Consider the following 26538-nt stretch of genomic DNA (forward strand, 5'->3'; position numbering starts at 1 on the left):
CGCCCGGCCGGGCGCCGCACCGCTCACTTCTCGAAGCGGTAGCCCATCCCCGGCTCCGTGATGAAGTGCTTCGGACGCGAGGGGTCCGCCTCCAGCTTCCGCCGCAGCTGTGCCATGTACACGCGCAGATAGTTCGTCTCCGTGCCGTACGACGGCCCCCACACCTCCTGGAGCAGCTGCTTCTGCCCGACCAGGCGGCCGCGGTGGCGCACCAGGACCTCGAGCAGATGCCACTCCGTCGGCGTCAGGCGTACGTCCTTCCCAGCACGGTTGACCTTCTTAGCGGCCAGGTCGACGGTGAACTCGTCGGTCTCCACGATCATGTCGTCCTCACCTCCTCCGGCCGGCTCGGCCCGGCGTACGGCGGCCCGCAGCCGGGCCAGCAGCTCGTCCATGCCGAACGGCTTGGTGACGTAGTCGTCGGCACCCGCGTCCAGCGCCTCGACCTTCTCGTCGGAGGAGTGCCGGGCGGACAGCACCAGGATCGGCACCCGCGTCCAGCCGCGCAGACCCCTGATCACCTCGACGCCGTCCATGTCGGGCAGCCCGAGGTCGAGGACGACCACGTCGGGGTGGCGGGCGGCGGCGAGCCGGAGGGCGGTGGCGCCGTCGTGGGCGGCGTCGACCTCGTACTTGCGTGCCTTGAGATTGATCACGAGAGCGCGCACGATCTGGGGCTCGTCGTCGACCACCAGCACGCGGGTCATGAGGCCTGCCTTTCGGGTTCCGCCGTGTGGAGCGGCTCCGGGCGTGTTCCCGCCGCGCGGAGGGTGAGGACCATGGTGAGCCCGCCGCCGGGCGTGTCCTCGGCGTTCAGGGTGCCGCTCATGGCCTCGGCGAAGCCGCGCGCCACCGCGAGCCCCAGACCCACGCCGGCGCCGCGCGGGGCGTCGCCGTAGCGCTGGAAGGGTTCGAATATGCGGTCCTTGGCCTCGTCGGGGACTCCCGGCCCCCGGTCGACCACCCGCACCTCCACCCGGTCGGCGAGCGCGCTGGCGGCGACCAGCACGGGCGACCCCGCCGGACTGTACTTGACGGCGTTCTCGACCAGGTTGGCCATCGCCCGCTCCAGCAGCCCCGGGTCCACGGCGACCATCGGCAGGCTCTCCGGCACGTCCAGGCCGGCGCTGCCCTCGGGCACCCCGCCGAGCGCCATCGGCACCACCTCGTCGAGGTCGATCTCCCGGATCAGCGGGGTGACCGTGCCGGTCTGGAGCCGGGACATGTCGAGCAGGTTGCCGACCAGGTGGTCGAGACGGTCGGCGCTCTCCTCGATGCCCTCCAGCAGTTCCGCCCGGTCCTCCTCGGACCACTCGACGTCCTCGGAGCGCAGGGAGGACACGGACGCCTTGATCCCGGCGAGCGGGGTGCGCAGATCATGGCTGACGGCGGCCAGCAGCGCCGTACGGATGCGGTTGCCCTCGGCGAGGGCGCGGGCTCGGTCGGCCTCCTCCTGGAGCCGGCGGCGGTCCAGTACGACGGCGGCCTGGGCGGCGAAGGCGGCCAGCACCCGGCGGTCCTCGGCGGGCAGGACACGGCCGGTCAGCGCGAGCGCCATGTGGTCCCCGACGGGCATGTCCACGTCCGCCTGCTCGGGCCGCTCCACGGGGTGCCCCTGCCCGACACGGCCCGCGCAGGTCCACGGCTCGACGTCGCTCGCCCTCTCCAGCAGGGCCGCCGACTCCATGCCGAAGGTCTCCCGGACCCGTTCGAGCAGCTCCTCCAGGCCGGTCTCGCCGCGCAGCACGTTGCCCGCGAGGAAGGACAGGATCTCGGACTCGGCCCGCAGCCTCGCCGCCTGGTGGGTGCGGCGGGCCGCGAGGTCGACCACGGAGGCCACCGCCACACCGACGGCCACGAAGATCACGATGGCGACGATGTTCTTCGGGTCGGCGATGGCCCACCGGTGCAGTGGCGGTGTGTAGAAGTAGTTCAGCAGCAGGGACCCCACCGCCGCCGAGGCCAGCGCGGGGAGCAGCCCGCCGAGCAGGGCCGCCGCCACCGTCAGCGCCAGGAACAGCAGCATGTCGTTGGCGAGGCCGAGGTCGACGGTGCTGAGCAGCACCGCCAGGACCGGCGGGCCGGCGACGCCGACGATCCAGCCCCACACCCGCCGGGAGCGCCCGAGGCGCGCCTCCCGTGCCACCGGAAGGCCACGGCCCTTGGCGACCTCGTCGTGGGTGACGATGTGCACGTCGAGGTCGGGCCCGGACTCCCGGGCGACCGTGGCGCCGACGCCGGGCCCGAAGACGTACTGCCAGGTCTTGCGGCGCGAGGAGCCCAGCACGATCTGGGTGGCGTTCACGCCCCGGGCGAAGGCGAGCAGCGCGGCCGGTATGTCGTCGCCCACGACATGGTGGAAGGTGCCTCCGAGATCTTCGGCCAGGGTCCGCTGCATCGCCAGTTCCTTCGGCGAGGCCGAGGTCAGCCCGTCACTGCCGGCTATGTAGACGGCCAGTACCTCGCCGCCGGCGCCCTTCTCGGCCAGACGTGCCGCCCGGCGGATCAGCGTCCGTCCCTCCGGACCTCCGGTCAGGCCGACGACGATCCGCTCGCGCGAGCCCCAGATCCTCGACACCCGGTGCTCGCTGCGGTACTGGGTGAGGTAGGCGTCGACCCGGTCGGCCACCCACAGCAGCGCCAGCTCGCGCAGGGCGGTCAGATTGCCGGGCCGGAAGTAGTTCGACAGGGCCGCGTCGACCTTGTCCGGCTGGTAGATGTTGCCGTGCGCCATCCGCCGCCGCAGCGCCTCGGGCGACATGTCGACAAGCTCGATCTGGTCGGCCCGCCGTACCACCTCGTCCGGCACGGTCTCCTGTTGCCGGACCCCGGTGATCGACTCGACGACGTCGCCGAGGGACTCCAGGTGCTGGATGTTGACGGTCGAGATCACGTCGATGCCCTCCGCCAGCAGCTCCTCCACGTCCTGCCAGCGCTTGGCGCTGCGGGAGCCGGGGACGTTCGTGTGGGCGAGTTCGTCCACCAGGGCGATCTGGGGGCGGCGGTCCAGGACGGCGTCGAGGTCCATCTCGGGGAAGACGCCCCCGCGGTACTCCAGCGTCCTGCGCGGCACCTGCTCAAGGCCGTGCAGCATCACCTCGGTACGGGGCCGGTCGTAGTGCTCGACGAAGGCCACCACGCAGTCGGTGCCCCGCTCGACACGGCGGTGCGCCTCGGACAGCATCGCGTACGTCTTGCCGACGCCCGGTGCCGCACCGAGGTAGATCCGAAGCTTGCCGCGTGCCATGGCCTCATTGTCTTCCGGTCTGCTGACTGCGCAGCGTCGACCCTACGACCAGCAACTGCGGCAAATGGGTGCCGGGCGCGGCTCCGGGTCCGTCTTTGACGGAACTCTGACGCGCCCGGCCGGTCAGGTGTTCACGCGGGGTTGTCGCCGTGGCTGAGGGTCTCCCAGGCGACGAAGAGGTTGTTGGTGCCGGCCGGGCGGCCCCGCATGGTCAGCGTCTCGGTGTTGGTCATGGCGTGTCCGAGGCGGTTGGCCAGGGCGTTGTGGCCGACCTCGGGGACGGGCCCGAGCCCGAGCTCGAGCGAGCCGCCGCACAGCCGGCCCGGGGCGGCGGCGCCGAGCTGGTACTTGGCGTGGAAGCCGAGCCCGTGCCGCAGCCGCGCGCCCACGTCGGTGCCGTAGAGGTCCTGGCCCTGTATCCGGCTGGTCTCGGCGATGTGCGAGATGGCGGAGAGTCCGTAGCCGGTGTGGGTGAAGTCCCGGCAGGTCTCCTGGCTGAGCCCGTCGACGAAGGTCGACTGCCCCTGCCAGTACCGGACGATCTTCTGCCGGGTGTTCAGGTTCTGGCTCGGCACGGTCTTGGGCAGCTCACCGTCGGAGGCCAGGTAGACGTAGGCGGCCGTACGTGTACGGAACGTGGCCATGGCCTTGTCGTACGACGACTTGTCCTCCAGGAAGACGGAGATGCCGACGGCGGCCTCCATCATCGACAGCTCCCAGTTCCCGTTGGAGTGGGAGCCGTTGATCACCTCGGGGAGGTAGACGTCGCGGAGCATGGTGGCGAAGCGGCCGGAGTTCGCCCAGGTCCCGGTGTACGTGTACTTGATGATCTCGGCGGCCTTGGGCCAGGAGGAGCCGGCCCAGCCGGTCTGCAAGGGCGCGTTGCTGTTGGTGTGGTCCCTGATCACGGCCGACCAGGCGTCCATCAGCTCGATGGCCTTGCGCGCGTGCCGTTCGTCGCGGGTGACGTACCAGGCGAGGGCCTGGGTGTAGGCGGCGATCGCGTCCTCGCGTTCGTCGGTGCAGCCGTGATTGGGATCGGAGTAGGAACCGCACTCGACGACAGCCCGGGGCTCGGGCCTGCGGTTCAGGTCGGCGTACTTGCTCGCGATCATCCGGTCGAAGGCGCCCTTCCAGGGCTGGGCACCGGAGTCGACCTTGGAGCGGGTGAAGTCCAGCTGCCCCTTGGAGACGGTGACTCCAGGGTGGACGAAGCTGCCGGGAGCGGCGTCGGCGGGCCAGGCGAGGACACCGGCGACCAGGGCCGCCGCGGCCGCTAACAGTGCGGTTCTGCGCATGCGTGAGGGGCCTTCCGTTCTCGTATATGAACGTGAAGCGCCTTTATGAACAGACGCGTGGATCGGAGACAGTAGGTACAGGCCAATGACTCGTCAAGGCGTCTCGCATGAGAAAGGGCCGCACCCACTGAGGGTGCGGCCCTGCTGTCTCTACGAGTCTCAGCGGACCTCGGTGATCTCCGGTCCGCGCTGGAGCTGGCCCATTCCGCCGGCGAAGCGGGAGCCCTCCTCCTGCTGGACGCCCTCGGGGACCATCTGGGCGTCGTTCGGCAGCTTCAGGACGATCGGGTCGCGAGGCGCCATCGGGCCCTCGCCGCGGACCACGACGGTGTCCCGGAAGATCTGCTCGAGCAGCCCGGCGGCCTGCGGCTGCACCGCGCCCTGACCCGAGATGACCCCGCGCAGGAACCACCGGGGGCCGTCCACGCCGATGAACCGCACGACCTGGAAGCCGCCGGTGCCGTCCGGCAGCTGCACCGGCACCTGGGCCCGCAACTCCCAGCCCAGCGGCCCCTCGACCTCGTCGACGATGCCGCCCTGCTGGGTGATGCCCGAGCCGATCTCCTCGCGCACCTCGCCCCAGATGCCCTCACGCTTGGGCGCGGCGAAGCCCTGCAGCTGGACGGCGCTGTCCCGCAGCACGACCGTCGCCGCCACGATCGCGTCGCCCGCGACCTCGACCCTGAGCTCCATGCCCTCGACGCCCGGCACGAACAGACCGCCCAGGTCGACCCGGCCCTCGGCCGGATCGTGCACCTCGGAGCTGTCCCAGGGCCCGTCGGGCCGCGGTGCCGGCTCGAGCCTCAGGCGCTCGCCCTCGGCCGCCTCACTGTCGACACCGTCGACGACCTGCTCGGCCTCGCCGGCCGCGTCCTCGGCGGCATCCCTATTCTTGCGACGTCCGAACACGTCACTGTCCTTCCCGGTCGGATACGACCGAAGCGTATCGATTCCCACCCGTCCGACCGCCCAGGGCGGCCTGACCGCTTGTGCCGCTCGTCCCGTCCACCGCCGCATGGCCTCCGGTGGACCCGAAGCCCCCCTCGGCCCGCGTCGAGTCGGGAAGTTTTGCCACCTCTTGGAAGCGAACCTTCTCGACCTGCTGGACTACCAGTTGGGCAATCCGGTCGAAGCGCTCGAACCGCACGGCCTCGCGCGGGTCGAGATTCACCACGATCACCTTGATCTCCCCACGGTACCCGGCATCAACCGTCCCCGGGGCATTCACCAGGGCGACGCCGCAGCGGGCGGCCAGACCGGATCGCGGGTGCACGAAGGCCGCGTACCCCTCCGGCAGCGCCACAGACACTCCTGTGGGAAGCACGGCCCGCTCGCCCGGCTCCAGTTGACACGCCTCGGTGGTGCGCAGATCGGCTCCCGCGTCACCGGGCTGCGCATACGACGGAAGGGGTACCTCCGGATCGACGCGCCGGATCAGCACGTCCACGGGCTGACGGCTCGCGGGGCTCGTGGGAGTCATGGGGCTTTCCGTGCTCGGGGGGTCGGTGGGGCTCATGGGGCCGGCTGGGCTCACGTGGCTTTCCAGGCTCACGGGTTCACCTCGAAGGCACGGGCGCGCCGGATCTGGTCCGGGTCGTTCATGGCCGCCTGGATCTCCTCCTGGCGGCCGTGGTCGACGAAGTGGTCGACCTTCACCTCGACGAAGAGCGCGTCGGCGCGCACGGCGACGGGCCCGTCGGGGCCTCCCACGCGTCCGGTCGCGGTCGAGTAGATCTTCCGCCCGGCCACCGCCGTCACCTCCGCCTGAAGGTGCAGCGTGGTGCCGACGGGCACGGGACCCACGAAGTCGGTCTCCAGCCGCCCGGTCACGGCGATCGTGCGCAGCAGCCAGTTCAGCGAGCCGAGGGCCTCGTCCAGGGCGGAGGCGAGCACCCCGCCGTGCGCGAGGCCCGGGGCGCCCTGGTGGGCGGGCTGCACGGTGAACTCGGCGGTGAGCGACACGCCCTCGCCGGCCCGCGCCTCCAGGTGCAGCCCGTGCGGCTGGTCACCGCCACAGCCGAAACACTGGCCGTAGTGCGCTCCGAGGAGCTCGCCGGGCGCCGGAGCGTCCGGGTGCCGCACCGGTCGCACGGCGTCGGCCGGAGGCTGAAGAGCTGCGGAAGTACGACTCACAGCCGGAGACCTTACCCGCGCGTCGGCCCGTTCCGGACACCGTGTCAAGCTTGGCTCCATGCAGCTCTCCGCCGCCCCGTACGAAGAACGCCTCACCGCCCCCCGGACCTGGTGGCTGATCTCGTTCCTCGTCGGCGTCTCGATGGCCCTGATCCTGCTTCCGTTCGGCACGCTGCCCATGCTCGGCGGCTTGGCCGGAGGCACCGCGGTCGCGGCTGTCGCCGCCAGTTCGTACGGCTCGGTCCGCATCCGTGTGGTGGGCGATGCGCTGATCGCGGGCGAGGCGAAGATCCCGCTGGCGGCGCTGGGCGAGGCGGAGATCCTGGACGCGGAGGAAACCCGTGCCTGGCGCACCCACAAGGCCGACCCGCGCGCCTTCATGCTGCTGCGCGCCTACATCCCCACGGCCCTGCGCGTGGAGGTCACGGACCCGGAGGACCCGACTCCGTACCTGTACCTCTCCACGCGCGAGCCGGAGCGTCTGGCGGAGGCGCTGAGGACCACGAAGTCGGCGTAGCACATCCGAGCGGCGCTTCACCCGGCGGGCGGCCGGGGGGCTTCAGCGCCCGTCGTGCTTGTCGTCGCCGTTGAATTCGTCGCCCTCGACGTCGTGTTTCGCGTCCGCACGGCGGCCCAGAGGGTCGTTGGTGATCTCGCCCATCTCCAGGGCGTCCGCCGGACGTTCCAGGGCGGGAAGCGCCTCGAGGGCCTCCCAGGGCACCTGGGTCCTGCGCAGGTCCTCACGGATCCGTGCGGCGAGCTTTCTCGTCTCGCTGCGGTTCATGGCCGCCCCCACGGCCGCGCCCACCAGGAACGGGATCAGGTTCGGCATGCTGCGGACCATCCGCTTCATGATCCGCTGTCGCAGCTCCCGCTTCATGCGGCTGTTCAGCGCCACGCTCAGCGTCGACGGCTTGGTCGCGTCGATCCCGCGCTCCCCCGACCACGAGTCGAGATACGCGGTGCTGCGCTGCTTGAGGTTGCCGGGCGGCCGTACGCCGTAGACCTCGTGGAGTTCGGCGATCAGCTTCAGCTCGATCATGGCGACGCCGGTGACCTCGGCGGCCAGTTCCGTCGGCAACGCGGGCGGCACGGGAAGCATCGCGGCCGCGCCGATGCCCGCTCCGACCGTCGCCGTCGCGCTCGCCGCGCCCGCCACGAGTTTGTCCGCGAGCTCTTCGGGCCCGAGACCCGGGAACTGCCTGCGGAGCGTCGCCAGGTCCCGTACGGGGACCCGTGGTGCCAGATCGATGATCCGGTCGGCGAGGTACGCAAGCCCCGCCCGGGCCCGGGCACCGCCCTTGCGGGCGCTCTCCCTGGCCCTCTCCCGGATCGTCCCCGCCCGCCGTCGGGCGACGGGCGCGGGGACATCCACGGACGCCGGGAGGTCAGCCCGGTCCGCGGCCGGTTCGAGCGAGGCCGCCCCCGTACCGGTTGGGCCTCGCTCGTCGTCACGCACGCCGTACTGCGGGCCGTCCATCGGCCCTTCGTCCGCTTTCCGCTTGGAGAAGCGGCGCTTCCAGGGAGGGGTCGAGCCAGTCACGGCCGACCCGTCCTCAGTCGCAGTCGCGGCAGATCGGCTGACCGTTCTTCTCCCGGGCCAGCTGGCTGCGGTGGTGCACCAGGAAGCAGCTCATGCAGGTGAACTCGTCCTGCTGCTTCGGGAGCACCCGGACGGCCAGCTCCTCGTTCGAGAGATCGGCTCCGGGCAGCTCAAGGCCTTCGGCGGCCTCGAACTCGTCGACGTCCACTGCGGAGGCCGACTTGTCGTTCCGCCGAGCCTTCAGTTCTTCGAGGCTGTCCGAGTCAACGTCGTCATCGGTCTTGCGTGGAGTGTCGTAATCGGTTGCCATGGTCGCTCTCCCCCTCTGGGTGTCTGCGGTGTCTCCAGCGCACGTAACGCGTGAGAGGCCGGACTTGTGCCCGACCTGAGGCGGAGATTTTGCCTCACATCAAGGTCTGTTACTCAATCGACACCCAACCGGACTCCTCACGAGTGATCGGCTTGGATGGCGATGGGGACCGTACACGGTCCGAATGCCGCACCTCAAAGGCGTCTCACCCTGTACTTCCCGTGATCAAGACCCCCGAAAACCGGGATTTTCCCGGCTTTACGACAGGACACATGATCACGGAGAGTAGATGACCGGAAAGGCGCCCCTGTGATCGATCCCACACGGGGTGCACGAGGTGAGGCCTCGGAAATTCCGCGTAAAGCGAACATCCCCGTGCACCGCCGAGTTGATCGGCGACATGATCTCAGATGGGCAGCGTGACCCGCATCACGAGCCCACCTCCCTCGCGTGGCTGGGCGTAGATGTGGCCGCCGTGCGCCCGGGCCACGGACCGGACGATGGACAGACCGAGTCCGACGCCCTTGTCGCTGCCCGTGCGCTCCGTGCGCAGCCGCCGGAACGGCTCGAAGAGATTGTCGATCTCGTACGCCGGCACGACCGGGCCCGTGTTCGAGACGACCAGGAGCGCCTGGCCGTGCTGGATCTCGGTGGTGACCTCGACCCAGCCGTCCTCGGCCACGTTGTAGCGCACGGCGTTCTGCACCAGGTTGAGCGCGATCCGCTCCAGCAGCACGCCGTTGCCCTGGACGACCGCGGGCTTCTTTTCGCCACGGATCCGCACGCCCTTGTCCTCGGCCTCGCCGTGCACCTGGTCGATGGCCTGCGAGGCGACCTCGGCGAGGTCCACCGGCCCCCGCTCCACGATCTGGTTGTCGCTGCGGGCGAGCAGCAGCAGGCCCTCGACGAGCTGCTCACTGCGCTCGTTGGTGGCCAGCAGCGTCTTGCCGAGCTGCTGGAGTTCCATCGGTGCGCCCGGGTCGGACAGATGCACCTCCAGGAGCGTGCGGTTGATCGCCAGCGGTGTCCTCAGTTCGTGCGAGGCGTTGCCGACGAAGCGCTGCTGGGCGGTGAAGGCGCGCTGCAGCCGCTCCAGCATGTCGTCGAAGGTGTCCGCCAGCTCCTTCAGCTCGTCGTCCGGGCCGTCCAGCTCGATCCGGCGGGACAGGTCGGAGCCCGCCACCGCGCGGGCGGTGCGGGTGATCCGGCCCAGCGGCGACAGGACCCGGCCGGCCATGGCGTAGCCGAAGGCGAAGGCGATGACCGCCAGGCCCAGCAGGGCCAGGAGCGAGCGACTGAGCAGGTTGTCCAGGGCGGCCTTGCGCTGGTCGTTCACGCACTGGTTCATTGCGTGGTTGAACTCGGCGGGCGAGGCCTGGCTGGGCAGGTTGCAGATGTCGCTGGTGACCTTGCCCTCGACGATCTTGAACGGCAGTTCGCTGCCCACGTTCAGCGCCTCCGCGGCCAGCAGGTAGATGATCGACAGCAACAGGATGCCGGCGATCAGGAACATGCCGCCGTACAGCAGCGTGAGCCGTATGCGGATGGTGGGGCGCAGCCACGGGAAGGGCGGCGCGGGCCTTCTGGGGTCCCAGGTGGGCTTCGGAGGCGCCTGCGGGGGCGCGGGAGTCGCTGCCACGGGGTATCAGATCCGGTAGCCGGAGCCGGGGACGGTGACGATGACGGGCGGCTCGCCGAGCTTGCGGCGCAGGGTCATCACCGTCACGCGCACCACGTTCGTGAACGGGTCGGTGTTCTCGTCCCAGGCCTTCTCCAGCAGCTGCTCCGCCGAGACGACGGCGCCCTCGCTGCGCATCAGCACCTCCAGGACGGCGAACTCCTTGGGCGCGAGCTGGACCTCCTTGCCGTCGCGGAAGACCTCGCGGCGGTTGGGGTCGAGCTTGATGCCGGAGCGCTCCAGGACAGGCGGCAGGGGCACGCTGGTGCGCCGGCCGAGGGCCCGCACGCGCGCGATGAGCTCGCTGAACGCGAAGGGCTTGGGCAGATAGTCGTCGGCACCGATCTCCAGGCCCTCCACACGGTCGCTGACGTCACCGGAGGCCGTGAGCATCAGCACGCGCGTGGGCATGCCCAGCTCGACGATCTTGCGGCAGACGTCGTCGCCGTGCACGAGCGGGAGGTCGCGGTCGAGGACGACCACGTCGTAGTCGTTGACGCCGATACGCTCCAAGGCGGCCGCACCGTCGTACACGACGTCGACGGCCATGGCCTCCCGGCGCAGTCCGGTGGCCACCGCATCGGCGAGCAGTTGCTCGTCCTCGACGACGAGTACGCGCACGTTCCTGGTCCTTCCTCATGTCCACCCGCACGGCGCTTCACGGGCGCATGCGGGCAGGGGCCTTCGACGGTCTGTTGGTGTGTTGCCCTCCATCCTGCCCTTTTCGGCCATAAGTCGGAGGTAAGGCGGGTGAGGAAGAGGTCGGGCGCGGGTGTGGGTGCGGGGAATAGGAGATTTTCTCCTCCGGTTAGGTTTCCCCGGAAGGGAGCTTGGGGAGGACGGCTTTACATCCCACGATCACACTCTGCTGGTACCGCACCACCATGCGGTGCGCATCAATCCGCTTTTCCGCAGGGCGGGCGTGGGTGTCCGGCACCGCCGCCGCCCAGCAGAGCGGCGCTGGGCATCCACCGGAGACGTGATCGTCCCTTCCGAACGGCACACCCCCGTGCCATCGACCCACGACCCAGGACGAGGGGGCGCAGCATGGACGCATTCACCGCAGGACTTCTGCAGCGCATAAGGGCGACCGAGTCCGATCTCGACCGGGCTCGCGACGAGGGCGACGACTTCCTCGTCGAGGTGGAGCAGGGCGAGCTCGACGACCTGCGCCGCCTCGCCGCCGAGCACGGTGTGGAGGTCGGCGCGACGAGCGTCTGATCAGGCCGTACGAAGCGGGCCCCGGCGAATCCAGCGCCGGGGCCCGCTTCGTCGTCGTGCGGGCCCGTTCACGTGGTGTTCAGCGTGCCGCCGGCCGTCGTACGCCGGGCCGGGGCGTCCTCAGTCGTGCCAGGCGCCGAAGTCCTCCAGGAGGCGCTGGAGGGGTTCGAACACACCGGGGGTCCCCGCGACTGCCAGATCACCGGACGGACGCTCTCCGGGGCGTCCACCGGTCAGGACGCCCGCTTCCCGGGCGATCAGGTCACCCGCCGCCAGGTCCCAGGCGTGCAGACCTCGCTCGTAGTAGCCGTCCAGGCGTCCCGCGGCCAGGTCGCACAGGTCGACCGCGGCCGAGCCGCCGCGCCGGATGTCGCGCAGCAGCGGGATCAGCCGCTGGGCGACCTCGGCCTGGTGGGCGCGGACCTGGGCGACGTAGTTGAAGCCCGTCGAGACCAGCGCCTGGTCCAGGGGCGGCGCGGGGCGGCAGGCCAGCCGGCGCTCACCGTCCCAGGCGCCCGTGGCCCAGGCACCGCCGCCGAGCACGGCGTGGAACGTCTCGCCGCGCATCGGGGCCGTGACGACGCCGACGACGGTCTCTCCGTCCTGCTCGGCGGCGATGGAGACGGCCCAGGTGGGGAGCCCGTACAGGTAGTTGACCGTGCCGTCGAGCGGGTCGATCACCCAGCGGATGCCGCTCGTGCCGTCGCTGGAAGCGCCCTCCTCGCCGAGGAAGCCGTCGTCCGGGCGGCGCTCGGCGATCAGGCCGGTGATCAGCTTCTCGGCCGCGATGTCCATCTCCGTGACGACGTCGATGGGGCTGGACTTGGTCGCGGCGACCGCCAGGTCGGCCGGGCGCCCGTCCCGCAGCAGCGCGCCCGCGCGGGAGGCGGCCTCCTGGGCGAGTTCGAGCAGGTCCGTGTGCAGGGGGTCGGTCACGGGGCTCCTCACGCGTAGGTGCTGTCGGCGCCCGCCGCGGCGGGCCGGGGGGCGCGGGCCGGGCAGCAGCCGACCGGGCAGAGGTCGTGGCTCGCCCCGAGGGCTCCGAGGGCACAGGGGGTGACCTCCTGCCCGCGCTCGGCGGCCGCGCGCTCCGCGACGAGTTCGCGGATCGCGGCGGCGAACCTCGGGTCGGCGCCGACGGTGGCCGAGCGGCGCATGGGCAGCCCCAGCTCCTCGGCCTTCGCCTTGGCCTCCGTGTCGAGGTCGTACAGGACCTCCATGTGGTCGGAGACGAACCCGATGGGCGCGATCACGACGGCCGGGACACCGGCCGCGTGCCGCTCCTCCAGGTGGTCGCAGATGTCGGGCTCCAGCCACGGGATGTGCGGGGCGCCGGAGCGGGACTGGTAGACGAGCTGCCAGGGGTGGTCGACGCCGGTGCGCTCGCGGACGGCGTCCGCGATCAGCTTCGCCACGTCCAGGTGCTGCCTGACGTAGGCGCCGCCGTCGCCGTGGTCCTCGACAGGCCCGGAGGTGTCGGCGGAGGCCGTCGGGATCGAGTGGGTCGAGAAGGCGAGGTGCGCGCCGTCCCGGACGTCCTCGTCGAGCTCGGCGAGGGACCGGAGCACACCGTCGATCATGGGCTCGAGGAAGCCCGGGTGGTTGAAGTAATGCCGCAACTTGTCGACCTCGGGCGGCTCCAGGCCCTCGCTCTGCACGGCCGCGAGCGCGTCGGCGAGGTTCTCGCGGTACTGGCGGCAGCCCGAGTAGGAGGCGTAGGCGCTGGTGGCGAGGACCAGAATGCGGCGGCGGCCGTCGCGGACCATCTCGCGCAGCGTGTCCGTCAGGTACGGCGCCCAGTTGCGGTTGCCCCAGTAGACCGGCAGGTCGAGGCCGTGGTCGGCGAAGTCCTTGCGCAGGGCGTCCAGCAGGGCGCGGTTCTGGTCGTTGATGGGGCTGACCCCGCCGAACAGGAAGTAGTGCTGCCCGACTTCCTTGAGGCGTTCCTTGGGGATGCCACGCCCGCGCGTCACGTTCTCCAGGAACGGGACCACGTCGTCCGGGCCTTCCGGGCCGCCGAAGGAGAGCAGCAGCAGGGCGTCGTAGGGGGTGACATCGCGCGCGTCTGGCATGGGTCGATCCTGCCACCCTGCACTGACACCCGGGAAACGGCGGGGTGACACCCGCGCGGCAGCCGGGTCGGGGCGGATCCGTGGCTGGGCCGAACGGGTACCGCGGGGCGTTCCGGGCCGTAAGCTGTGTCGACTGCGTTAGCAACTTACTGAGCCCTACGGAGACCCCGCTGCCCAGCCCCTACCGCGCTCTGTTCGCAGCCCCCGGCTCCAAGGGTTTCTCCACCGCGGGCTTCCTCGGTCGCATCCCCGTGTCGATGATGGGCATCGGCGTGGTCACGATGATCTCCCAGCTCACCGGGAGGTACGGCCTGGCCGGTGCTCTGTCGGCCACCATCGCGCTGTCCGCCGCGGTGGCCGGTCCGCAGGTCTCGCGGCTGGTCGACCAGTACGGACAGCGGCGGGTGCTGCGCCCGGCCACCCTGATCTCGCTGACCGCAGCGGCCGTGCTGCTGTTCGCCGCGCACTACCGGTGGCCGGACTGGGTGCTGTTCGCGGCGTGCGCCGGCATCGGGTGCGTACCGAGCGTCGGCGCGATGATCCGGGCCCGCTGGGCGGCCCTGTACCGGGGCACGCCGCAGCTGCACACCGCGTACTCCTTCGAGTCCGTGGTGGACGAGGTGTGCTTCGTCATCGGGCCGATCATCTCCATCGGCCTGTCCACGGCCTGGTTCCCCGAGGCCGGTCCGCTGCTCGCCGCCTGCTTCCTGGCGGCCGGCGTCTTCTGGCTGACCGCGCAGCGCGCCACCGAGCCCGAGCCGCACCCGCGCGAGCGACACGGCGGCGGCGGTACGGCGATCCGCGCGCGGGGTCTTCAGGTCCTGGTGGCCACCTTCGTGGCGACCGGGGCGATCTTCGGGGCGGTCGACGTGGTCACCGTGGCCTTCGCCGACGAGGAGGGGCACAAGGCCGCCGCGAGCATCGTCCTCGCGCTGTACGCGGCGGGTTCCTGCGTGGCGGGCATGATCTTCGGGCTCCTGCACTTCGCCGGGGCGCCGGAACGTCGGTGGTTGCTGGGCGTGTGCGCCATGGCCGTGAGTATGATCCCCCTCCTACTGGTCGGAAACTTGCCGTTTCTGGCCGTGGCGCTGTTCGTTGCGGGACTGTCCATCGCTCCGACGATGATCACGACGATGTCCCTCATCGAAGAGCACGTACCACGTGCGCAGCTCACCGAGGGCATGACCTGGGTGAGCACCGGGCTCGCGGTGGGGGTCGCACTCGGCTCCTCCGCGGCCGGCTGGGTGATCGACGCGGCCGGGGCGCGTGCCGGGTACGGGGTTCCGGCGGTGGCCGGGGCCGTCGCGGTCGCGGTGGGTTTCCTGGGATTCCGTCGGCTCAAGCGGCCGGCTACGGGTCGGGGAGGCTCCGTTGAGCAGCACAGCGAACGGAAAGAACGGCACGTGGCGTAACTGGGGCGGCAATGTCTCCGCGCGTCCCGCGCGGGAGGTCACCCCGGCCTCCGTCGACGAGCTGGCGGCCGCCGTGCGGCGGGCCGCCGAGGACGGCCTGAAGGTGAAGGCCGTCGGCACCGGGCACTCCTTCACGTCCATAGCCGCGACAGACGGTGTGTTGATCCGCCCTCAACTGTTGACCGGCATACGCGGCATTGATCGCGACGCCATGACGGTCACGGTGGAGGCAGGCACCCCGCTCAAGAGGCTCAACATGGCCCTGGCACGTGAGGGCCTGTCGCTGACGAACATGGGCGACATCATGGAGCAGACGGTCTCCGGGGCCACCAGTACCGGCACGCACGGCACGGGCCGCGACTCCGGCTCGATCGCCGCCCAGATCCGGGGTCTGGAACTGGTCACTGCTGACGGCTCGGTGCTCGTGTGCTCCGAGAAGGAGAACCCGGAGGTCTTCGCCGCCGCCCGCCTCGGCCTCGGCGCGCTGGGCATCGTCACCGCGATCACGTTCGCCGTCGAGCCCGTCTTCCTGCTCACGGCCCGCGAGGAACCGATGCCGTTCGACAAGGTCCTCGCCGACTTCGAGGAACTCTGGGCGGAGAACGAGCACTTCGAGTTCTACTGGTTCCCGCACACCGGCAGCACCAACACCAAGCGCAACAACCGCAGCGCGGGCCCGGAGAAGCCCGTGCCGCAGCTCAAGAGCTGGTTCGAGGACGAGTTCCTCTCCAACGGCGTCTTCCAGGTGGCCAACTGGGTGGGCCGCGCGGTGCCCGCCACGATCCCCGCGATCGCGCAGATCTCCAGCAAGGCCCTGTCGGCGCGGAGCTACACCGACATCCCTTACAAGGTCTTCACGTCACCGCGCCGGGTGCGCTTCGTGGAGATGGAGTACGCCGTTCCGCGCGCGGCCGTCGGCGACGCACTGCGCGAGCTGAAGGCCATGGTCGACCGCTCCGGCCTGAGGGTCAGCTTCCCCGTCGAGGTGCGCACCGCCCCCGCCGACGACATCACACTGTCCACCGCCTCCGGCCGCGACACCGCGTACATCGCCGTCCACATGTTCCAGGGCACGCCCTACCAGCGGTACTTCACCGCGGCCGAACGCATCTTCACCGCTCACGAGGGCCGTCCGCACTGGGGCAAGGTCCACACCAGGGACGCCGAGTACTTCTCCCGGGTGTATCCACGCTTCGGCGAGTTCACGGCGCTGCGGGACCGTCTCGACCCTGATCGGCGGTTCCAGAACGACTACTTGCGGCGGGCTCTGGGGGCGTAGGCCACGCGCTGAGGGTCGCTCGGAGTCCCCCGAACCCCGGGCGGGTAGACGGTTCCCCAAGGAACTCGCCGGGCACCAAAGGTGCTTGTTCCGCAGGCCCGGCCGCTGGCCTGCCCCCTGACCGAAACCAATAGTTCCGTTTCTGGCGATTACGTGAACTTCCCCACGTTCAAGATCACGAATTGCGGGCATGGGGCGACCGAGTCCTCACTCTTGCCAGAAGTTGGACGGCGCGCCAATCCACGCACGTGGCCCAAATGGAGTACTGTGGCGAGCCCTGGGTCCGGTCTCCCACCAGGGTGTACGGGGCCTTTAAGGACCGCCGGGAGGGGGCTAGTTGCACAGGGTGACAGAGTTCGTCACTTAGCGTTGCGAATAGGTAACCGTGCCATAACGGCGATCCAGGGCCTGTGCCCGACACGCCGGGCAACTCGGCAAGGTTGTGGCAGGCTGCACCCGGGCAGGCCACACTCGACTAGCGGAAGCAGCGACGCACGTGACGTCGGCAGGCACCACCCGGGAGGTCCCCATGCCCGAACTGCGTGTCGTGGCCGTCTCGAATGACGGCACACGGCTGGTGCTGAAGGCTGCGGACAGCACGGAGTACACGCTTCCGATCGACGAACGGCTCCGCGCCGCCGTGCGCGGCGACCGTCCCCGCCTCGGCCAGATCGAGATCGAGGTGGAGAGCCACCTCCGCCCCCGCGACATCCAGGCGCGTATACGAGCCGGCGCGACCGCGGAAGAGGTCGCGCAAATGGCAGGCATCCCCGTCGACCGGGTGCGCCGCTTCGAGGGTCCGGTGCTCGCCGAGCGTGCGTTCATGGCCGAGCGGGCCCGCAAGACCCCGGTCCGCCGCCCCGGCGAGAACTCAGGTCCACCGCTGGGCGAGGCCGTGCAGGAGCGGCTGATGGTGCGCGGCGTCGACAAGGACACCGTCCAGTGGGACTCGTGGCGTCGCGACGACGGCACGTGGGAGGTCCTGCTGGTCTACCGCGTCGCCAGCGAGCCGCACTCGGCGAGCTGGACCTACGACCCGCCCCGGCGGCTCGTCCAGGCCGTCGACGACGAGGCGCGCATGCTCATCGGCGAGTCCGACGACCTGGCCGCGCCCGAGCCCAGCTTCCCGTTCGTCCCGCGGATCGCCCGGCTGCCGCGCGACCGGCCGCTGGACCGGCCCGCCGATCGCGAGCGGCCCAGCCTGCCCGCCCAGGCGTCCGAACCGCTCGAGGAGAGCACGGCCACGGGCGAACGGGACTCGCTGACCAGCCTGCTGGAGGCGGTACCGAGCTTCCGTGGCGACCTGGTGGTGCCGGAGCGCCCGGCGCCGGAGCCCGAGGAGGAGGAGCCCCTCGTCGTCGAACCCGAGGAGGAGGAGCCCCCGGCCCCTGCCGCCTCGGCCGGTTCCGCCTACGCGGACGTCCTCATGCCGCGCTCCGTCGGCAGCCACCGCGACCGGCTCATCGGTTCCACCGACCGCCAAGCCGAGGCCGACGGCGTCCGTCCGGGTCGCAGAGCCGCCGTCCCGAGCTGGGACGAGATCGTGTTCGGGACGCGGCGCAAGAAGCAGGAGTAGCCGGGACACACGGCGTTGATCGACCGTACGGACATGAGGGCCGCGCCTTTAGGACGCGGCCCTCTGTGTACGCCGGGCTACTGAGGATCCGGCCCCACCGCGACCGGCCGGTCCGGGTCCGAGGACCACTCCGACCACGACCCCACGTACAGCTCCGCCGGAAGGCCCGCGACCGCCAGCGCCAGGACCTCATGGGCCGCTGACACCCCCGATCCGCAGTACACGCCGACCCGCGAACCTTCGGACACCCCGAGCCCCTTGAAGCGCTCCCGCAGCTCCTGCGCGGGGAGGTAGCGTCCGTCCGCCCTCACGTTCTCGGTGGTGGGCGCCGACACCGCGCCCGGAATGTGCCCGGCTACCGGATCGATCGGCTCCACCTCGCCCCGGTACCGCTCCCCCGCCCGCGCGTCCAGGAGCACCCCGGACCGCGCCAACTCCGCGGCGGCGTCGGCGTCGAGCAGACCCGCCGCCCCGGGCTCGGGCACGAAGTCGCCCTCCGCCGGTGCGGGCACGGACTTCTCCAGCGGCCCTTCCCAGGCCGGCAACCCGCCGTCCAGGACCCGCACGTCCGGGTGACCCGTCCAGCGCAGCATCCACCACGCCCGGGCGGCCGCCCAGCCCTGGCCGCCGTCATAGACGACCACCGGCGTTCCGGACGACACACCCGCCCTGCGCATCGCGGCACCGAAGTGCGCGAGGTCGGGCAGTGGATGCCGGCCGCCCTCACCCGGCGCGGAGGCCAACTCCCGGTCCAGGTCGACGTAGACGGCCCCGGGCAGGTGCCCCGTCTCGTAGTCGGCCCGGCCGTCGTACGGCGGCTCACCGGCCGCCTTGGCCGCGGTGAGCTGCCAGCGGACATCGAGCAGGACCGGAGGGTTGGCACCCGCCAGATCGTTCGCGAGGTCGGATGCGGAGATGATGGCGTTCATGGCCCCATCCTCGCGCACGGGGGTGGCCGAGCCGTCCGTGTCCGGCTACTCTGCTCGGCCGGACCAGGACGATCACGTGGCGTACGGGAACGAGCACATGCTGTACAGCTGAACGACACGTGCCGATAAGCGCGCCGCCAGGGACAGCGCCCAGCACATCGGGCATTCTCCCGGACACGGGTCGCCCCACAGGGCGGGCCCCACAAGGGCTGCGGAGAGCACGGCCACCGCGAGGCCGAGAAGAGAGTGACAATGACCGACGCACGGGAGTCCGCCGGCCCGAACGGCGAAACGCCCGCACGGCACGCGCCCGGCACGCCCTGCTGGGTGAGCCTGATGGTGCACGGACTGGCCTCGACCGAGGAGTTCTACGGGGCGCTGTTCGGCTGGGAGTTCCGGCCCGGCCCTCAGCAACTCGGCCCGTATGTGCGTGCGCTGCTCGACGGGCGCGAGGTCGCGGGCCTCGGCCAGCTGCCGCCCGACCGTCAGCTGCCCATCGCCTGGACCCCCTACTTCGCCTCCCGGAACGCGGACTTGACGGCCGAGACGGTGCGCAGCCGCGGCGGCACGATCGGCGTCGGCCCGCTCGACGCCTCCGACGCCGGCCGCCTCGCCATCTGCTCCGACCCCTCGGGCGCGGTCTTCGGCATCTGGCAGGCCGCCGAGCACCTCGGCACGGCCGTCTCGGGCGTCCCCGGGACGCCCGCCTGGAACGAGCTGCTGACCTTCGAGTCAGCGAGCGTCGCCAAGTTCTACCAGACGGTGTTCGGCTACGAGGAGGAGCCGGTGGTCTCCGCCGACTTCGACTACGTGACCCTGCTCCGCGGCGGCAGGCCCGTCGCCGGCATCCACGGCCTGGGGCAGGCCCTGCCCCGCGATCAAGGCCCGCACTGGGTGACGTACTTCGAAGTCGCCGATGTCGACGACGCGCTGGATCACCTGGTGCATCTGGGCGGGCATGTCCTCAAGCCGGCCCACGACACCGCCCACGGCCGGGTGGCGACGGTGGCGGATCCGGAGGGAGCGCGGTTCGCGCTACTGCAACGGAAGCGCTGACGTGCTGCCGAGCGGTCAGGCGGTCAGGCGGTCAGGCGGTCAGGCGGTCAGGCGGACGACATCGGCAGTACGTCCGGTGACAGAGCCGCCGCGCGGGCCGTCGCCGCGGTCATCCGGCGGCGGTGGTGGCGTCGGCACAGGACCTCGTATCCGACCTCGTCGGCGGAGTGGGTGACGTCGCCCACGACCACCTGGGCACCCTCGACGACCATGGCGCCGCCTATGGTGCGGGCGTTGTGCGTGGCGCGGGCGCCGCACCAGCACAGGGCCTCGACCTGGAGCACCTCGACCCGGTCGGCCAGTTCGACCAGCCGCTGGGAGCCGGGAAACAGCTTGGAGCGGAAGTCCGTCGTGATGCCGAAGGCATAGACGTCGAGGCCCAGGTCGTCGACCACGCGCGCGAGTTGGTCGATCTGCTCCGGCGCGAGGAACTGCGCCTCGTCGGCGATCACGTAGTCCGCCCGGCCGCCCTGCGAGAGGTGGTCGACGAGATAGGCGTAGAGGTCCTGCCCGTCCCCGACCTCCACCGCGTCCGTGACGAGGCCCAGGCGCGAGGACAACTTGCCCTCGCCGGCGCGGTCGTCGCGCGAGAAGATCATGCCCTGGAGGCCTCGCGCCGAGCGGTTGTGCTCGATCTGGAGAGCCAGCGTCGACTTCCCGCAGTCCATCGTTCCGGAGAAGAACACCAGCTCGGGCATGGGAAAGTGAGCACCTTTCGGTGAAGCGGGGATGGGGCGGGACGTCAGGAGCGTACTTCGAGCAGGGGGACCAGCTGCTCGGCAGGGGTCATCGAACCGTGGTTGCCGACCATCGCCGACTCGTTCGGCTCCCGCTCGGAGGCGATGATCAGGACATCGTCCCGGGCGGCGGCGACCACGTCGCCGATCCGGCCGTACACCCGCTCGTCGACCTTCGGGCCGAACCAGCCCGCCGCGATGGCCTCGTCGCGTGAGGCGACCCAGAACTGCTCGCCGAGCACCTCGCGCCAGCAGGTCAGGACGTCGTTCGCGGCACCGGGTACCGCGTAGACATGCCGGGCGCGGCCCTCGCCGCCGAGCAGGGCGACTCCGGCGCTCAGCTCCCAGTCCTCGTCGAAGTCGATGCGGTGCTCCTCGTCGAAGGGCACGTCGATCATGCCGTGGTCGGCGGTGATGTAGAGGGCGCTGCGGGGCGGCAGTTGCTCGGCGAGACGCTGGACCAGGCGGTCGGTGTACATGAGCTGGCCGCGCCAGGTGTCGGAGTCGACGCCGAAGCGGTGGCCTGCGCCGTCGACCTCGGCGAAGTACGTGTAGACCAGGGAGCGGTCGCCCGCGGCCAGTTGCTCGGCCGCCAGGTCCATGCGGTCCTCGCCGGTCAGCCGCCCGAGGAACCTTCCGCCGCTGAGCGCGACCTTGGTCAGCGGGGTGTTCTCGAAGGTCGGGGACGACACCTGCGCGGCGTGCACGCCCGCCTCGTGCGCCAGCTGGAACACCGTCGGGTACGGCTGCCAGGGGCCGGGCGGGGCCCACGGCTGCCAGCGCAGCTGGTTCATCAGCTCGCCGGTGTCCGGATTGCGCACGGTGTAGCCGGGCAGGCCGTGCGCGCCGGGCGGCAGGCCGGTGCCGACGGAGGCGAGGGAGGTCGCGGTCGTCGCCGGGTAGCCGGCGGTGAGCGGGCGCCCGGTGCCGCCGCGCGAGGTGGCGAGCAGGGACGTCATGAACGGGGCGTCCTCGGGGTGCGACCTCAGCTGCTCCCAGCCGAGGCCGTCGATCAGGAAGACGCAGTTCCGGTCGGCGGGGGTCAGCTCGGAGATCGCGGCGCTCATCCCCGGCACGCCGAGGCCGGCGGCCAGGGTGGGCAGCAGGTCGGCGAGGGAGCCGCTGCCGTACTCGGGGACCGGTGCGGAGGCGACGGCGAGCGGTTCGGGATGGTGGTCCCAGGCCGTGTCGGGCAGTGCCATCAGCGGGTGGTGTCCGCGGTCGCCTCGGAGAGGGCCTGCGCGAAGGCGAGTGCCTGGCGCACGGTCTCCGGTCCGTCCCCGGCCTCGCTGACGCGCAGGCTGAGGTCGTCCGCCGTCGAGTTGCCGGTGTAGCCGTGGTCCGCCTCGCAGTTGGGGTCGCCGCAGGCGGCCGGCTCCAGGTCGATTCGGGAGACGGCGCCCCAGCCGATGGTGAGGACGACCTCGCGGGGCAGGGTGCCCGGCTTGTACGACTCCGGGTTGGCTACGACACGGCTGACCACGATCGACGAGATGCGGCCGATCTTCACGGACTCCGTCGACGTCGTGGCGTACGGCGTCGGGGAGGTGCTGTCGGCGGCCTGTTCGTCGGTGTGGCTGACGATGAAGCGGTTGTCGGTGAGGACGAGCACCGTCACGTGCCGCCGCACCTCGTTCTGGTCGAACGTCGTTTCCTGGTGGACCAGGTACGACCGCATGGGCTCGCCGCCCACGGCGGCCTCCACCGCCTCGGCCACGAGAGCCGGGTAGTAGCCGCTGCGCTCGATCGCCGCCCGCAGCCCCTGGGTCGTCGTACTGGTCTTGGCCATGACGCCCATCCTACGGGGGCCCACTGACTGCGAGGCACAGCTCGCCCCCTGTCAGTACGCGGGGAGGGTCCGTGGGCCGAGGTCGTCGCGGGCCGGCGGTGTCGCCAGGCGGACGGAGGCGCCCAGGACACTCAGGCCGTGCGCGGCGACGACGACCGGCTCCAGGGTGACGGCGACGACCTCGGGGTGGTCGTCCACCAGCCGGGACACCCGCAGCAGCAGCTCCTCCAGGGCACGGGTGTCGGCCGGTGCGGAGCCGCGCCAGCCGAACAGCAGGGGTGCGGTGCGGATCGACCGCACCAGCGAGCCCGCCTCCCGGTCGGTGACCGGGATCAGCCGGTGTGCCGTGTCCCCGAGCAGCTGTGAGGCGGCACCGGCGAGCCCGAAGGAGAGCACGGCCCCGGCCGCGGGGTCGATCACGGCCCGTACGACGACGTCCACGCCGCGTGGCGCCATCCGCTGCACCACGGGGCGCAGCTCGTCCGGTGCGCCGAACAGCTCGGTCAACTCGGTGTACGAGCGCCGTAGTTGGTCCTCGTCCGCGAGGTCGAGGCGGACGCCGCCCAGGTCGGCGCGGTGGCGCAGGTGCGGGGCGGTGGCCTTGAGGGCCACGGGATAGCCGAGGCTGCGGGCGGCCTCGGCGGCGGCGTCGGGAGTCGGGGCGGGCAGGGTGCGGTGGACGTGGATGCCGTAGTGGCCGAGCAGGTCGCAGGTCTCTTCCGTGCCGAGCGTGAGTCCCTGCCCGCGCGCGAGCAGCCCGTCGATCAGCGTGGCGGCGCCCCTCTCGTCGATGTCCTCGTACTCGGGCACCTTGCCGGGGTCGGCGGCGTCGCGCCGCCACTGCGCGTAGGTGACGGCCTGGGCGAGGGCGCGGACGGCGCGCTCGGCGGCGGGGTAGGCGGGGATGAGGTGGGCGCCGTCGGGGGCCTCGACAGCGGGGGGCCGTTCTTCGGTGGGCGACGAACGATGGGCGGTTTGTGGAGGTATGCCCGACTCTGCTTGTGGTGCCGTACTCGCCGCCGCCGACAGGGCTTCGGCCAGGCCGCCGAGTTCCACGTGCACGACCAGGACGGGCTTGGCCGGAGCTGCGGCCGCTGCCGAGCGCAGGGCCTCGGCGAGGGCCGCGTCCGCGACCGAGACCTCCCCGACCGCCGGTATGGCCGTGACGACGACCGCGTCGCACCGGTCGTCGGCCAGTGCGCGCGAGAGGGCCGCGTGGAAGTCCGCCGCGGAAGCCGCCGTGGTCAGGTCCTGCGGGGGGTGCGGCCTCAGGCCCTCGGCGAGGCACGCGTCGTACGTGAGCAGACCGAGCGACTCGGAGTTGCCGAGGATCGCCACCCGGGGCCCGGCCGGCAGGGGCTGGCGGGCGAGGAGCAGGCCCGCGTCCACCAGGTCGGTGATGGTGTCGACGCGGATGACGCCGGCCTGCCGCAGCAGGGCCGAGACGGTCTCGTGCGGCAGCCGGGTCGCCCGGACGGCATGCCCCTGGGGAGCGGCTCCGTGCCGCGCGCCCTGGACCACGACCAGCGGTTTCGCCGCGGCCGTCCGGCGGGCGAGGCGGGTGAACTTGCGGGGGTTGCCGATGGACTCCAGGTACATGAGGACGACGTCGGTGTCGGGGTCCTCGTACCAGTACTGGAGTACGTCGTTGCCGGAGACGTCGGCCCGGTTGCCGGAGGAGACGAAGGTGGAGACGCCGGTCACACCCGTGACGCCGCCGCCGCGGCGGTGCAGCCGGGACAGCAGGGCGATGCCGATGGCGCCGGACTGGGCGAACAGGCCGATCCGGCCCGGGCGGGGCGTTTCGGGGGCGAGGGAGGCGTTGAGCCGCACCCGCGGGGAGGTGTTGATGATGCCGAAGGCGTTCGGCCCGATGATCCGCATGCCGTACGTGCGCGCGTGCCGCACGAGTGCGCGCTGGCTCTCGCGCCCCTCGAGGCCGCTCTCGGCGTACCCGGCGGAGACCACGACGAGCCCCTGCACGCCGTGCTCGCCGCACTCGGTGACGACCTCGGGGACGTACTCGGCCGGTACGGCGACGACCGCGAGGTCGACCGGGCCGTCGATGTCGCGCACCGAGCGGTGGGCGGGCACCCCGTCGAGTTCCTTCTGCTCCTCGGGGAGGGCCTTGTTCACGGCGTACAGGCGGCCGGTGAACCCGGCGTCGCGGATGTTGCCGAGGAAGCTGCGGCCCACGCCGCCCGGCGTGCGCCCGGCGCCGATGACGGCGACCGAGCCGGGCGCGAGCAGCCGCTGCACGGACCGGGCCTCGGCGCGGTGTTCACGCGCGTACTGCACGGCGAGGGAGCGGTCGGTGGGTTCGAGGTCGAACTCCAGACGGACCACGCCGTCCTCGAAGCTGCGCTTCTGGGTGTACCCGGCGTCCGTGAACACCTTGATCATCTTGTTGTTGGCGGGCAGCACTTCGGCGGCGAAGCGGCGGATGCCGCGCTCCCGGGCGACGGCGCCGATGTGCTCCAGCAGGGCGGAGGCGACGCCGCGGCCCTGGTGGGCGTCCTGGACCAGGAAGGCGACCTCGGCCTCGTCGGCCGGTGCCGACGCGGGCGTTCCGTCCGCGCCGATCCGGTCGTAGCGTACGGTGGCGATGAACTCGCCGCCGACCGTGGCCGCGAGTCCCACCCGGTCCACAAAGTCGTGGTGCGTGAAGCGGTGGACGTCCTTGGCGGACAGGCGAGGGTACGGCGCGAAGAAGCGGTAGTACTTCGACTCGTCGGAGACCTGCTCGTAGAAGCTGACCAGACGATCGGCGTCATCAACGGTGATGGGCCGGATGCGCGCGGTACCACCGTCGCGCAGCACCACGTCGGCTTCCCAGTGGGCGGGATACTCGTGCCGGTCCGGCGAGGTCTGCATGGGCCCCAGAGTACGGCTAGCGTCCGACAGCGGACGCGAGGCAGTCTGTGGAGGGCGTCAGTCGGGTCGAGGCCGCGATCCGACGGCACCCCGGGGCGGGTCATGAGGACCGCTCCGGCGCAACTTCACGCTATGGGAAACTGGTCTAGACAACCCTGAACACCGAAGGGCAGCAACACATGGCTGAGCGCCGCGTCAACGTCGGCTGGGCCGAGGGCCTCCACGCCCGCCCCGCTTCCATCTTCGTCCGAGCCGCCACGGCCGCAGGCGTCCCGGTGACGATCGCCAAGGCAGACGGCAACCCCGTCAACGCGGCCTCCATGCTGGCCGTCCTCGGCCTGGGCGCCCAGGGCGGCGAGGAGATCGTCCTCGCCTCCGACGCCGAGGGCGCGGACGCCGCCCTGGACCGGCTGGCCAAGCTGGTCTCCGAGGGGCTCGAGGAGCTTCCCGAGACCGTCTGAGTATTTCCCCGCGCCTGACCCGGCGCACCCTGAAGAGCTCGTCCGAATTCATCGGGCGAGCTCTTCGCCTTTCCGGTGAATTCCCTGTCGGCGGGCAGCAGAAATAATCCCCCGCGAATTTCCCGCTCTTTGTATACGGCTCCCGTGTTAATGCCGCAGGCTCGCCGTGTTTACGGCATGTTGCGAGTTCCTCACACGCTCGGCGCGCTCCCCGGCGGAGCCGAAACGCAGCCGGTGCGCGGCCGTCGCGCGCTCGGTGTGCAGCGCCGTGACCGCCCGCGCACGCTCGCTGTCCCCGCGCGCCACCGCGTCCACGATCGCGCCGTGCTCGGCCCAGGACTCCACGGGTCCGGCCGGCACCTCCACGGCGTACATCCAGGCGATCTTGTGCCTGAGCTGGGTGAGCATCGAGGTCAGCGCCGGACTGCCGGAGGCCTGGGCGAGCGTCTCGTGGAACCAGCCCCCCAGAGAGCGCAGGTCGTCGCTGTTGCCCCGGCGGGCGCGCTCCTGGCCGAGCCTGACCAGGCCGCGCAGCACCTTCAGATGGGCCTCGGTGCGGCGCTGGGCGGCGCGAGCGGCACCCAGCGGCTCCAGCAGCATGCGCATCTCCAGCAGGTCGGCGGCCTCCTGCTCGGTGGGTTCGGCGACGCACGCGCCCGCGTGCCGCCGGGTGACCACGAAACCCTCGGCCTCCAGGGTGCGCAGGGCCTCCCGGACGGGGACACGCGAGACGCCGTAGCGGCGCGCGAGGAGTTCCTCGGTGAGCCGGCTGCCGCGCTCGTAGACACCCGCGACGATGTCGTCCCGGATGGCCGTGCACACCGAGTGCGCGGGAATACGCATGACCGACCTCCGCTTAATCCCCGTGAAACGTCGACTGGTGACGTGTGTTCCGTGACTCTATTGCAATGAGCCGGAATTTC

25 protein-coding genes are annotated in these 26538 nt (G+C 71.3%); 7 read left to right on the forward strand and 18 right to left on the reverse strand.

The window, feature by feature from the left end; genetic code table 11:
- Positions 1-23 precede the first annotated feature (23 nt).
- The 6 genes from OG542_RS10015 to OG542_RS10040 form a co-directional block, all read right to left on the reverse strand.
- Positions 24-707 carry a response regulator gene (locus OG542_RS10015; RefSeq protein ID WP_328410071.1) on the reverse strand — a complete coding sequence of 228 codons (684 nt, stop codon included), beginning with the start codon at positions 705-707 and terminating at the stop codon, positions 24-26.
- Entirely contained in the window at positions 704-3247 is a 2544-nt protein-coding gene (locus OG542_RS10020; protein WP_328410073.1) for a sensor histidine kinase, read from the reverse strand. The genes OG542_RS10015 and OG542_RS10020 overlap by 4 nt, the downstream gene beginning before the upstream one ends.
- Positions 3248-3378: 131 nt before the next feature.
- Positions 3379-4545, reverse strand: coding sequence for an alginate lyase family protein (locus OG542_RS10025; RefSeq protein WP_328410075.1), 1167 nt, complete (start codon positions 4543-4545; stop codon positions 3379-3381).
- A 159-nt stretch (positions 4546-4704) separates the two neighbouring features.
- Positions 4705-5454, reverse strand: coding sequence for a DUF3710 domain-containing protein (locus tag OG542_RS10030; protein WP_261683169.1), 750 nt, complete (start codon positions 5452-5454; stop codon positions 4705-4707).
- Between the two features lies 1 nt (position 5455).
- Positions 5456-6025, reverse strand: coding sequence for a dUTP diphosphatase (gene dut, locus OG542_RS10035; RefSeq protein ID WP_193477476.1), 570 nt, complete (start codon positions 6023-6025; stop codon positions 5456-5458).
- A 68-nt stretch (positions 6026-6093) separates the two neighbouring features.
- Complete coding sequence (locus OG542_RS10040) at positions 6094-6678, reverse strand: PaaI family thioesterase (RefSeq protein ID WP_328410077.1); 585 nt, start codon at positions 6676-6678, stop codon at positions 6094-6096.
- Positions 6679-6736: 58 nt separating this feature from the next.
- Between OG542_RS10040 and OG542_RS10045 the strand changes: the two genes are divergently transcribed.
- Positions 6737-7195, forward strand: a complete 459-nt coding sequence (locus tag OG542_RS10045; protein ID WP_193476437.1) for a DUF3093 domain-containing protein — start codon at positions 6737-6739, stop codon at positions 7193-7195.
- A gap of 42 nt (positions 7196-7237) precedes the next feature.
- Here the strand turns inward: OG542_RS10045 and OG542_RS10050 are convergent, their stop codons facing one another.
- The 4 genes from OG542_RS10050 to OG542_RS10065 form a co-directional block, all read right to left on the reverse strand.
- Complete coding sequence (locus OG542_RS10050) at positions 7238-8221, reverse strand: hypothetical protein (RefSeq protein ID WP_328410079.1); 984 nt, start codon at positions 8219-8221, stop codon at positions 7238-7240.
- Positions 8222-8234: 13 nt separating this feature from the next.
- The gene (locus OG542_RS10055; protein WP_003993510.1) at positions 8235-8531 is read right to left on the reverse strand and encodes a DUF4193 domain-containing protein; all 297 of its coding nucleotides are present in this window, start codon (positions 8529-8531) and stop codon (positions 8235-8237) included.
- Between the two features lie 406 nt (positions 8532-8937).
- Positions 8938-10170, reverse strand: coding sequence for a sensor histidine kinase (locus OG542_RS10060; RefSeq protein ID WP_328410081.1), 1233 nt, complete (start codon positions 10168-10170; stop codon positions 8938-8940).
- A 6-nt stretch (positions 10171-10176) separates the two neighbouring features.
- On the reverse strand, positions 10177-10830 hold the full coding sequence (locus tag OG542_RS10065) for a response regulator transcription factor (RefSeq protein WP_016432179.1): 654 nt from the start codon (positions 10828-10830) through the stop codon (positions 10177-10179).
- Positions 10831-11256: 426 nt separating this feature from the next.
- On the opposite strand from OG542_RS10065, the gene OG542_RS10070 reads away from it, so the two are divergent.
- Positions 11257-11430: a hypothetical protein gene (locus OG542_RS10070; protein ID WP_167537460.1), complete on the forward strand. Its 174-nt coding sequence runs from the start codon at positions 11257-11259 to the stop codon at positions 11428-11430.
- A 120-nt stretch (positions 11431-11550) separates the two neighbouring features.
- Here the strand turns inward: OG542_RS10070 and OG542_RS10075 are convergent, their stop codons facing one another.
- Together OG542_RS10075 and OG542_RS10080 are read right to left on the reverse strand one after the other, a co-directional pair.
- Entirely contained in the window at positions 11551-12366 is an 816-nt protein-coding gene (locus tag OG542_RS10075; RefSeq protein WP_328410083.1) for an inositol monophosphatase family protein, read from the reverse strand.
- An 8-nt stretch (positions 12367-12374) separates the two neighbouring features.
- Positions 12375-13502: a ferrochelatase gene (locus OG542_RS10080; protein WP_328410085.1), complete on the reverse strand. Its 1128-nt coding sequence runs from the start codon at positions 13500-13502 to the stop codon at positions 12375-12377.
- A 170-nt stretch (positions 13503-13672) separates the two neighbouring features.
- On the opposite strand from OG542_RS10080, the gene OG542_RS10085 reads away from it, so the two are divergent.
- From OG542_RS10085 to sepH, 3 genes are all read left to right on the forward strand, one after another.
- Positions 13673-14914: an MFS transporter gene (locus OG542_RS10085; protein ID WP_311128101.1), complete on the forward strand. Its 1242-nt coding sequence runs from the start codon at positions 13673-13675 to the stop codon at positions 14912-14914.
- On the forward strand, positions 14874-16193 hold the full coding sequence (locus tag OG542_RS10090; RefSeq protein ID WP_328410087.1) for a D-arabinono-1,4-lactone oxidase: 1320 nt from the start codon (positions 14874-14876) through the stop codon (positions 16191-16193). The genes OG542_RS10085 and OG542_RS10090 overlap by 41 nt, the downstream gene beginning before the upstream one ends.
- Positions 16194-16722: 529 nt before the next feature.
- Positions 16723-17769 (forward strand): septation protein SepH, encoded by a 1047-nt coding sequence (gene sepH / locus OG542_RS10095; protein ID WP_311128099.1) that lies wholly within the window; start codon positions 16723-16725, stop codon positions 17767-17769.
- A 77-nt stretch (positions 17770-17846) separates the two neighbouring features.
- Here the strand turns inward: sepH and OG542_RS10100 are convergent, their stop codons facing one another.
- A complete protein-coding gene (locus OG542_RS10100) occupies positions 17847-18698 on the reverse strand; it encodes a sulfurtransferase (protein ID WP_311128098.1) in 852 nt (283 codons plus the stop codon).
- Positions 18699-18950: 252 nt separating this feature from the next.
- Between OG542_RS10100 and OG542_RS10105 the strand changes: the two genes are divergently transcribed.
- Entirely contained in the window at positions 18951-19754 is an 804-nt protein-coding gene (locus OG542_RS10105) for a VOC family protein (RefSeq protein WP_328410090.1), read from the forward strand.
- A gap of 47 nt (positions 19755-19801) precedes the next feature.
- On the opposite strand, the gene OG542_RS10110 is transcribed toward OG542_RS10105, so the two are convergent.
- Genes OG542_RS10110 through OG542_RS10125 form a run of 4 tightly spaced genes read right to left on the reverse strand, consistent with a single transcriptional unit; the run spans position 19802 to position 25154 of the window.
- The gene (locus tag OG542_RS10110) at positions 19802-20452 is read right to left on the reverse strand and encodes a thymidine kinase (RefSeq protein ID WP_328410092.1); all 651 of its coding nucleotides are present in this window, start codon (positions 20450-20452) and stop codon (positions 19802-19804) included.
- A 44-nt stretch (positions 20453-20496) separates the two neighbouring features.
- Positions 20497-21693 carry an alkaline phosphatase family protein gene (locus tag OG542_RS10115; protein ID WP_328410094.1) on the reverse strand — a complete coding sequence of 399 codons (1197 nt, stop codon included), beginning with the start codon at positions 21691-21693 and terminating at the stop codon, positions 20497-20499.
- Entirely contained in the window at positions 21693-22280 is a 588-nt protein-coding gene (locus OG542_RS10120) for a DUF5998 family protein (RefSeq protein ID WP_184589709.1), read from the reverse strand. Before OG542_RS10120 ends, OG542_RS10115 begins: the two co-directional genes overlap by 1 nt.
- A 51-nt stretch (positions 22281-22331) precedes the next feature.
- Complete coding sequence (locus OG542_RS10125) at positions 22332-25154, reverse strand: bifunctional acetate--CoA ligase family protein/GNAT family N-acetyltransferase (RefSeq protein WP_328410096.1); 2823 nt, start codon at positions 25152-25154, stop codon at positions 22332-22334.
- Between the two features lie 179 nt (positions 25155-25333).
- On the opposite strand from OG542_RS10125, the gene OG542_RS10130 reads away from it, so the two are divergent.
- Complete coding sequence (locus OG542_RS10130; protein WP_003993478.1) at positions 25334-25615, forward strand: HPr family phosphocarrier protein; 282 nt, start codon at positions 25334-25336, stop codon at positions 25613-25615.
- Positions 25616-25762: 147 nt separating this feature from the next.
- Here OG542_RS10130 and OG542_RS10135 read toward each other — a convergent pair whose 3' ends face one another.
- Entirely contained in the window at positions 25763-26458 is a 696-nt protein-coding gene (locus tag OG542_RS10135; RefSeq protein ID WP_328410098.1) for a GntR family transcriptional regulator, read from the reverse strand.
- Positions 26459-26538: the final 80 nt, after the last annotated feature.

The organism is Streptomyces violaceus (assembly GCF_036014075.1).
Classification (GTDB): Bacteria; Actinomycetota; Actinomycetes; order Streptomycetales; family Streptomycetaceae; genus Streptomyces; species Streptomyces violaceus.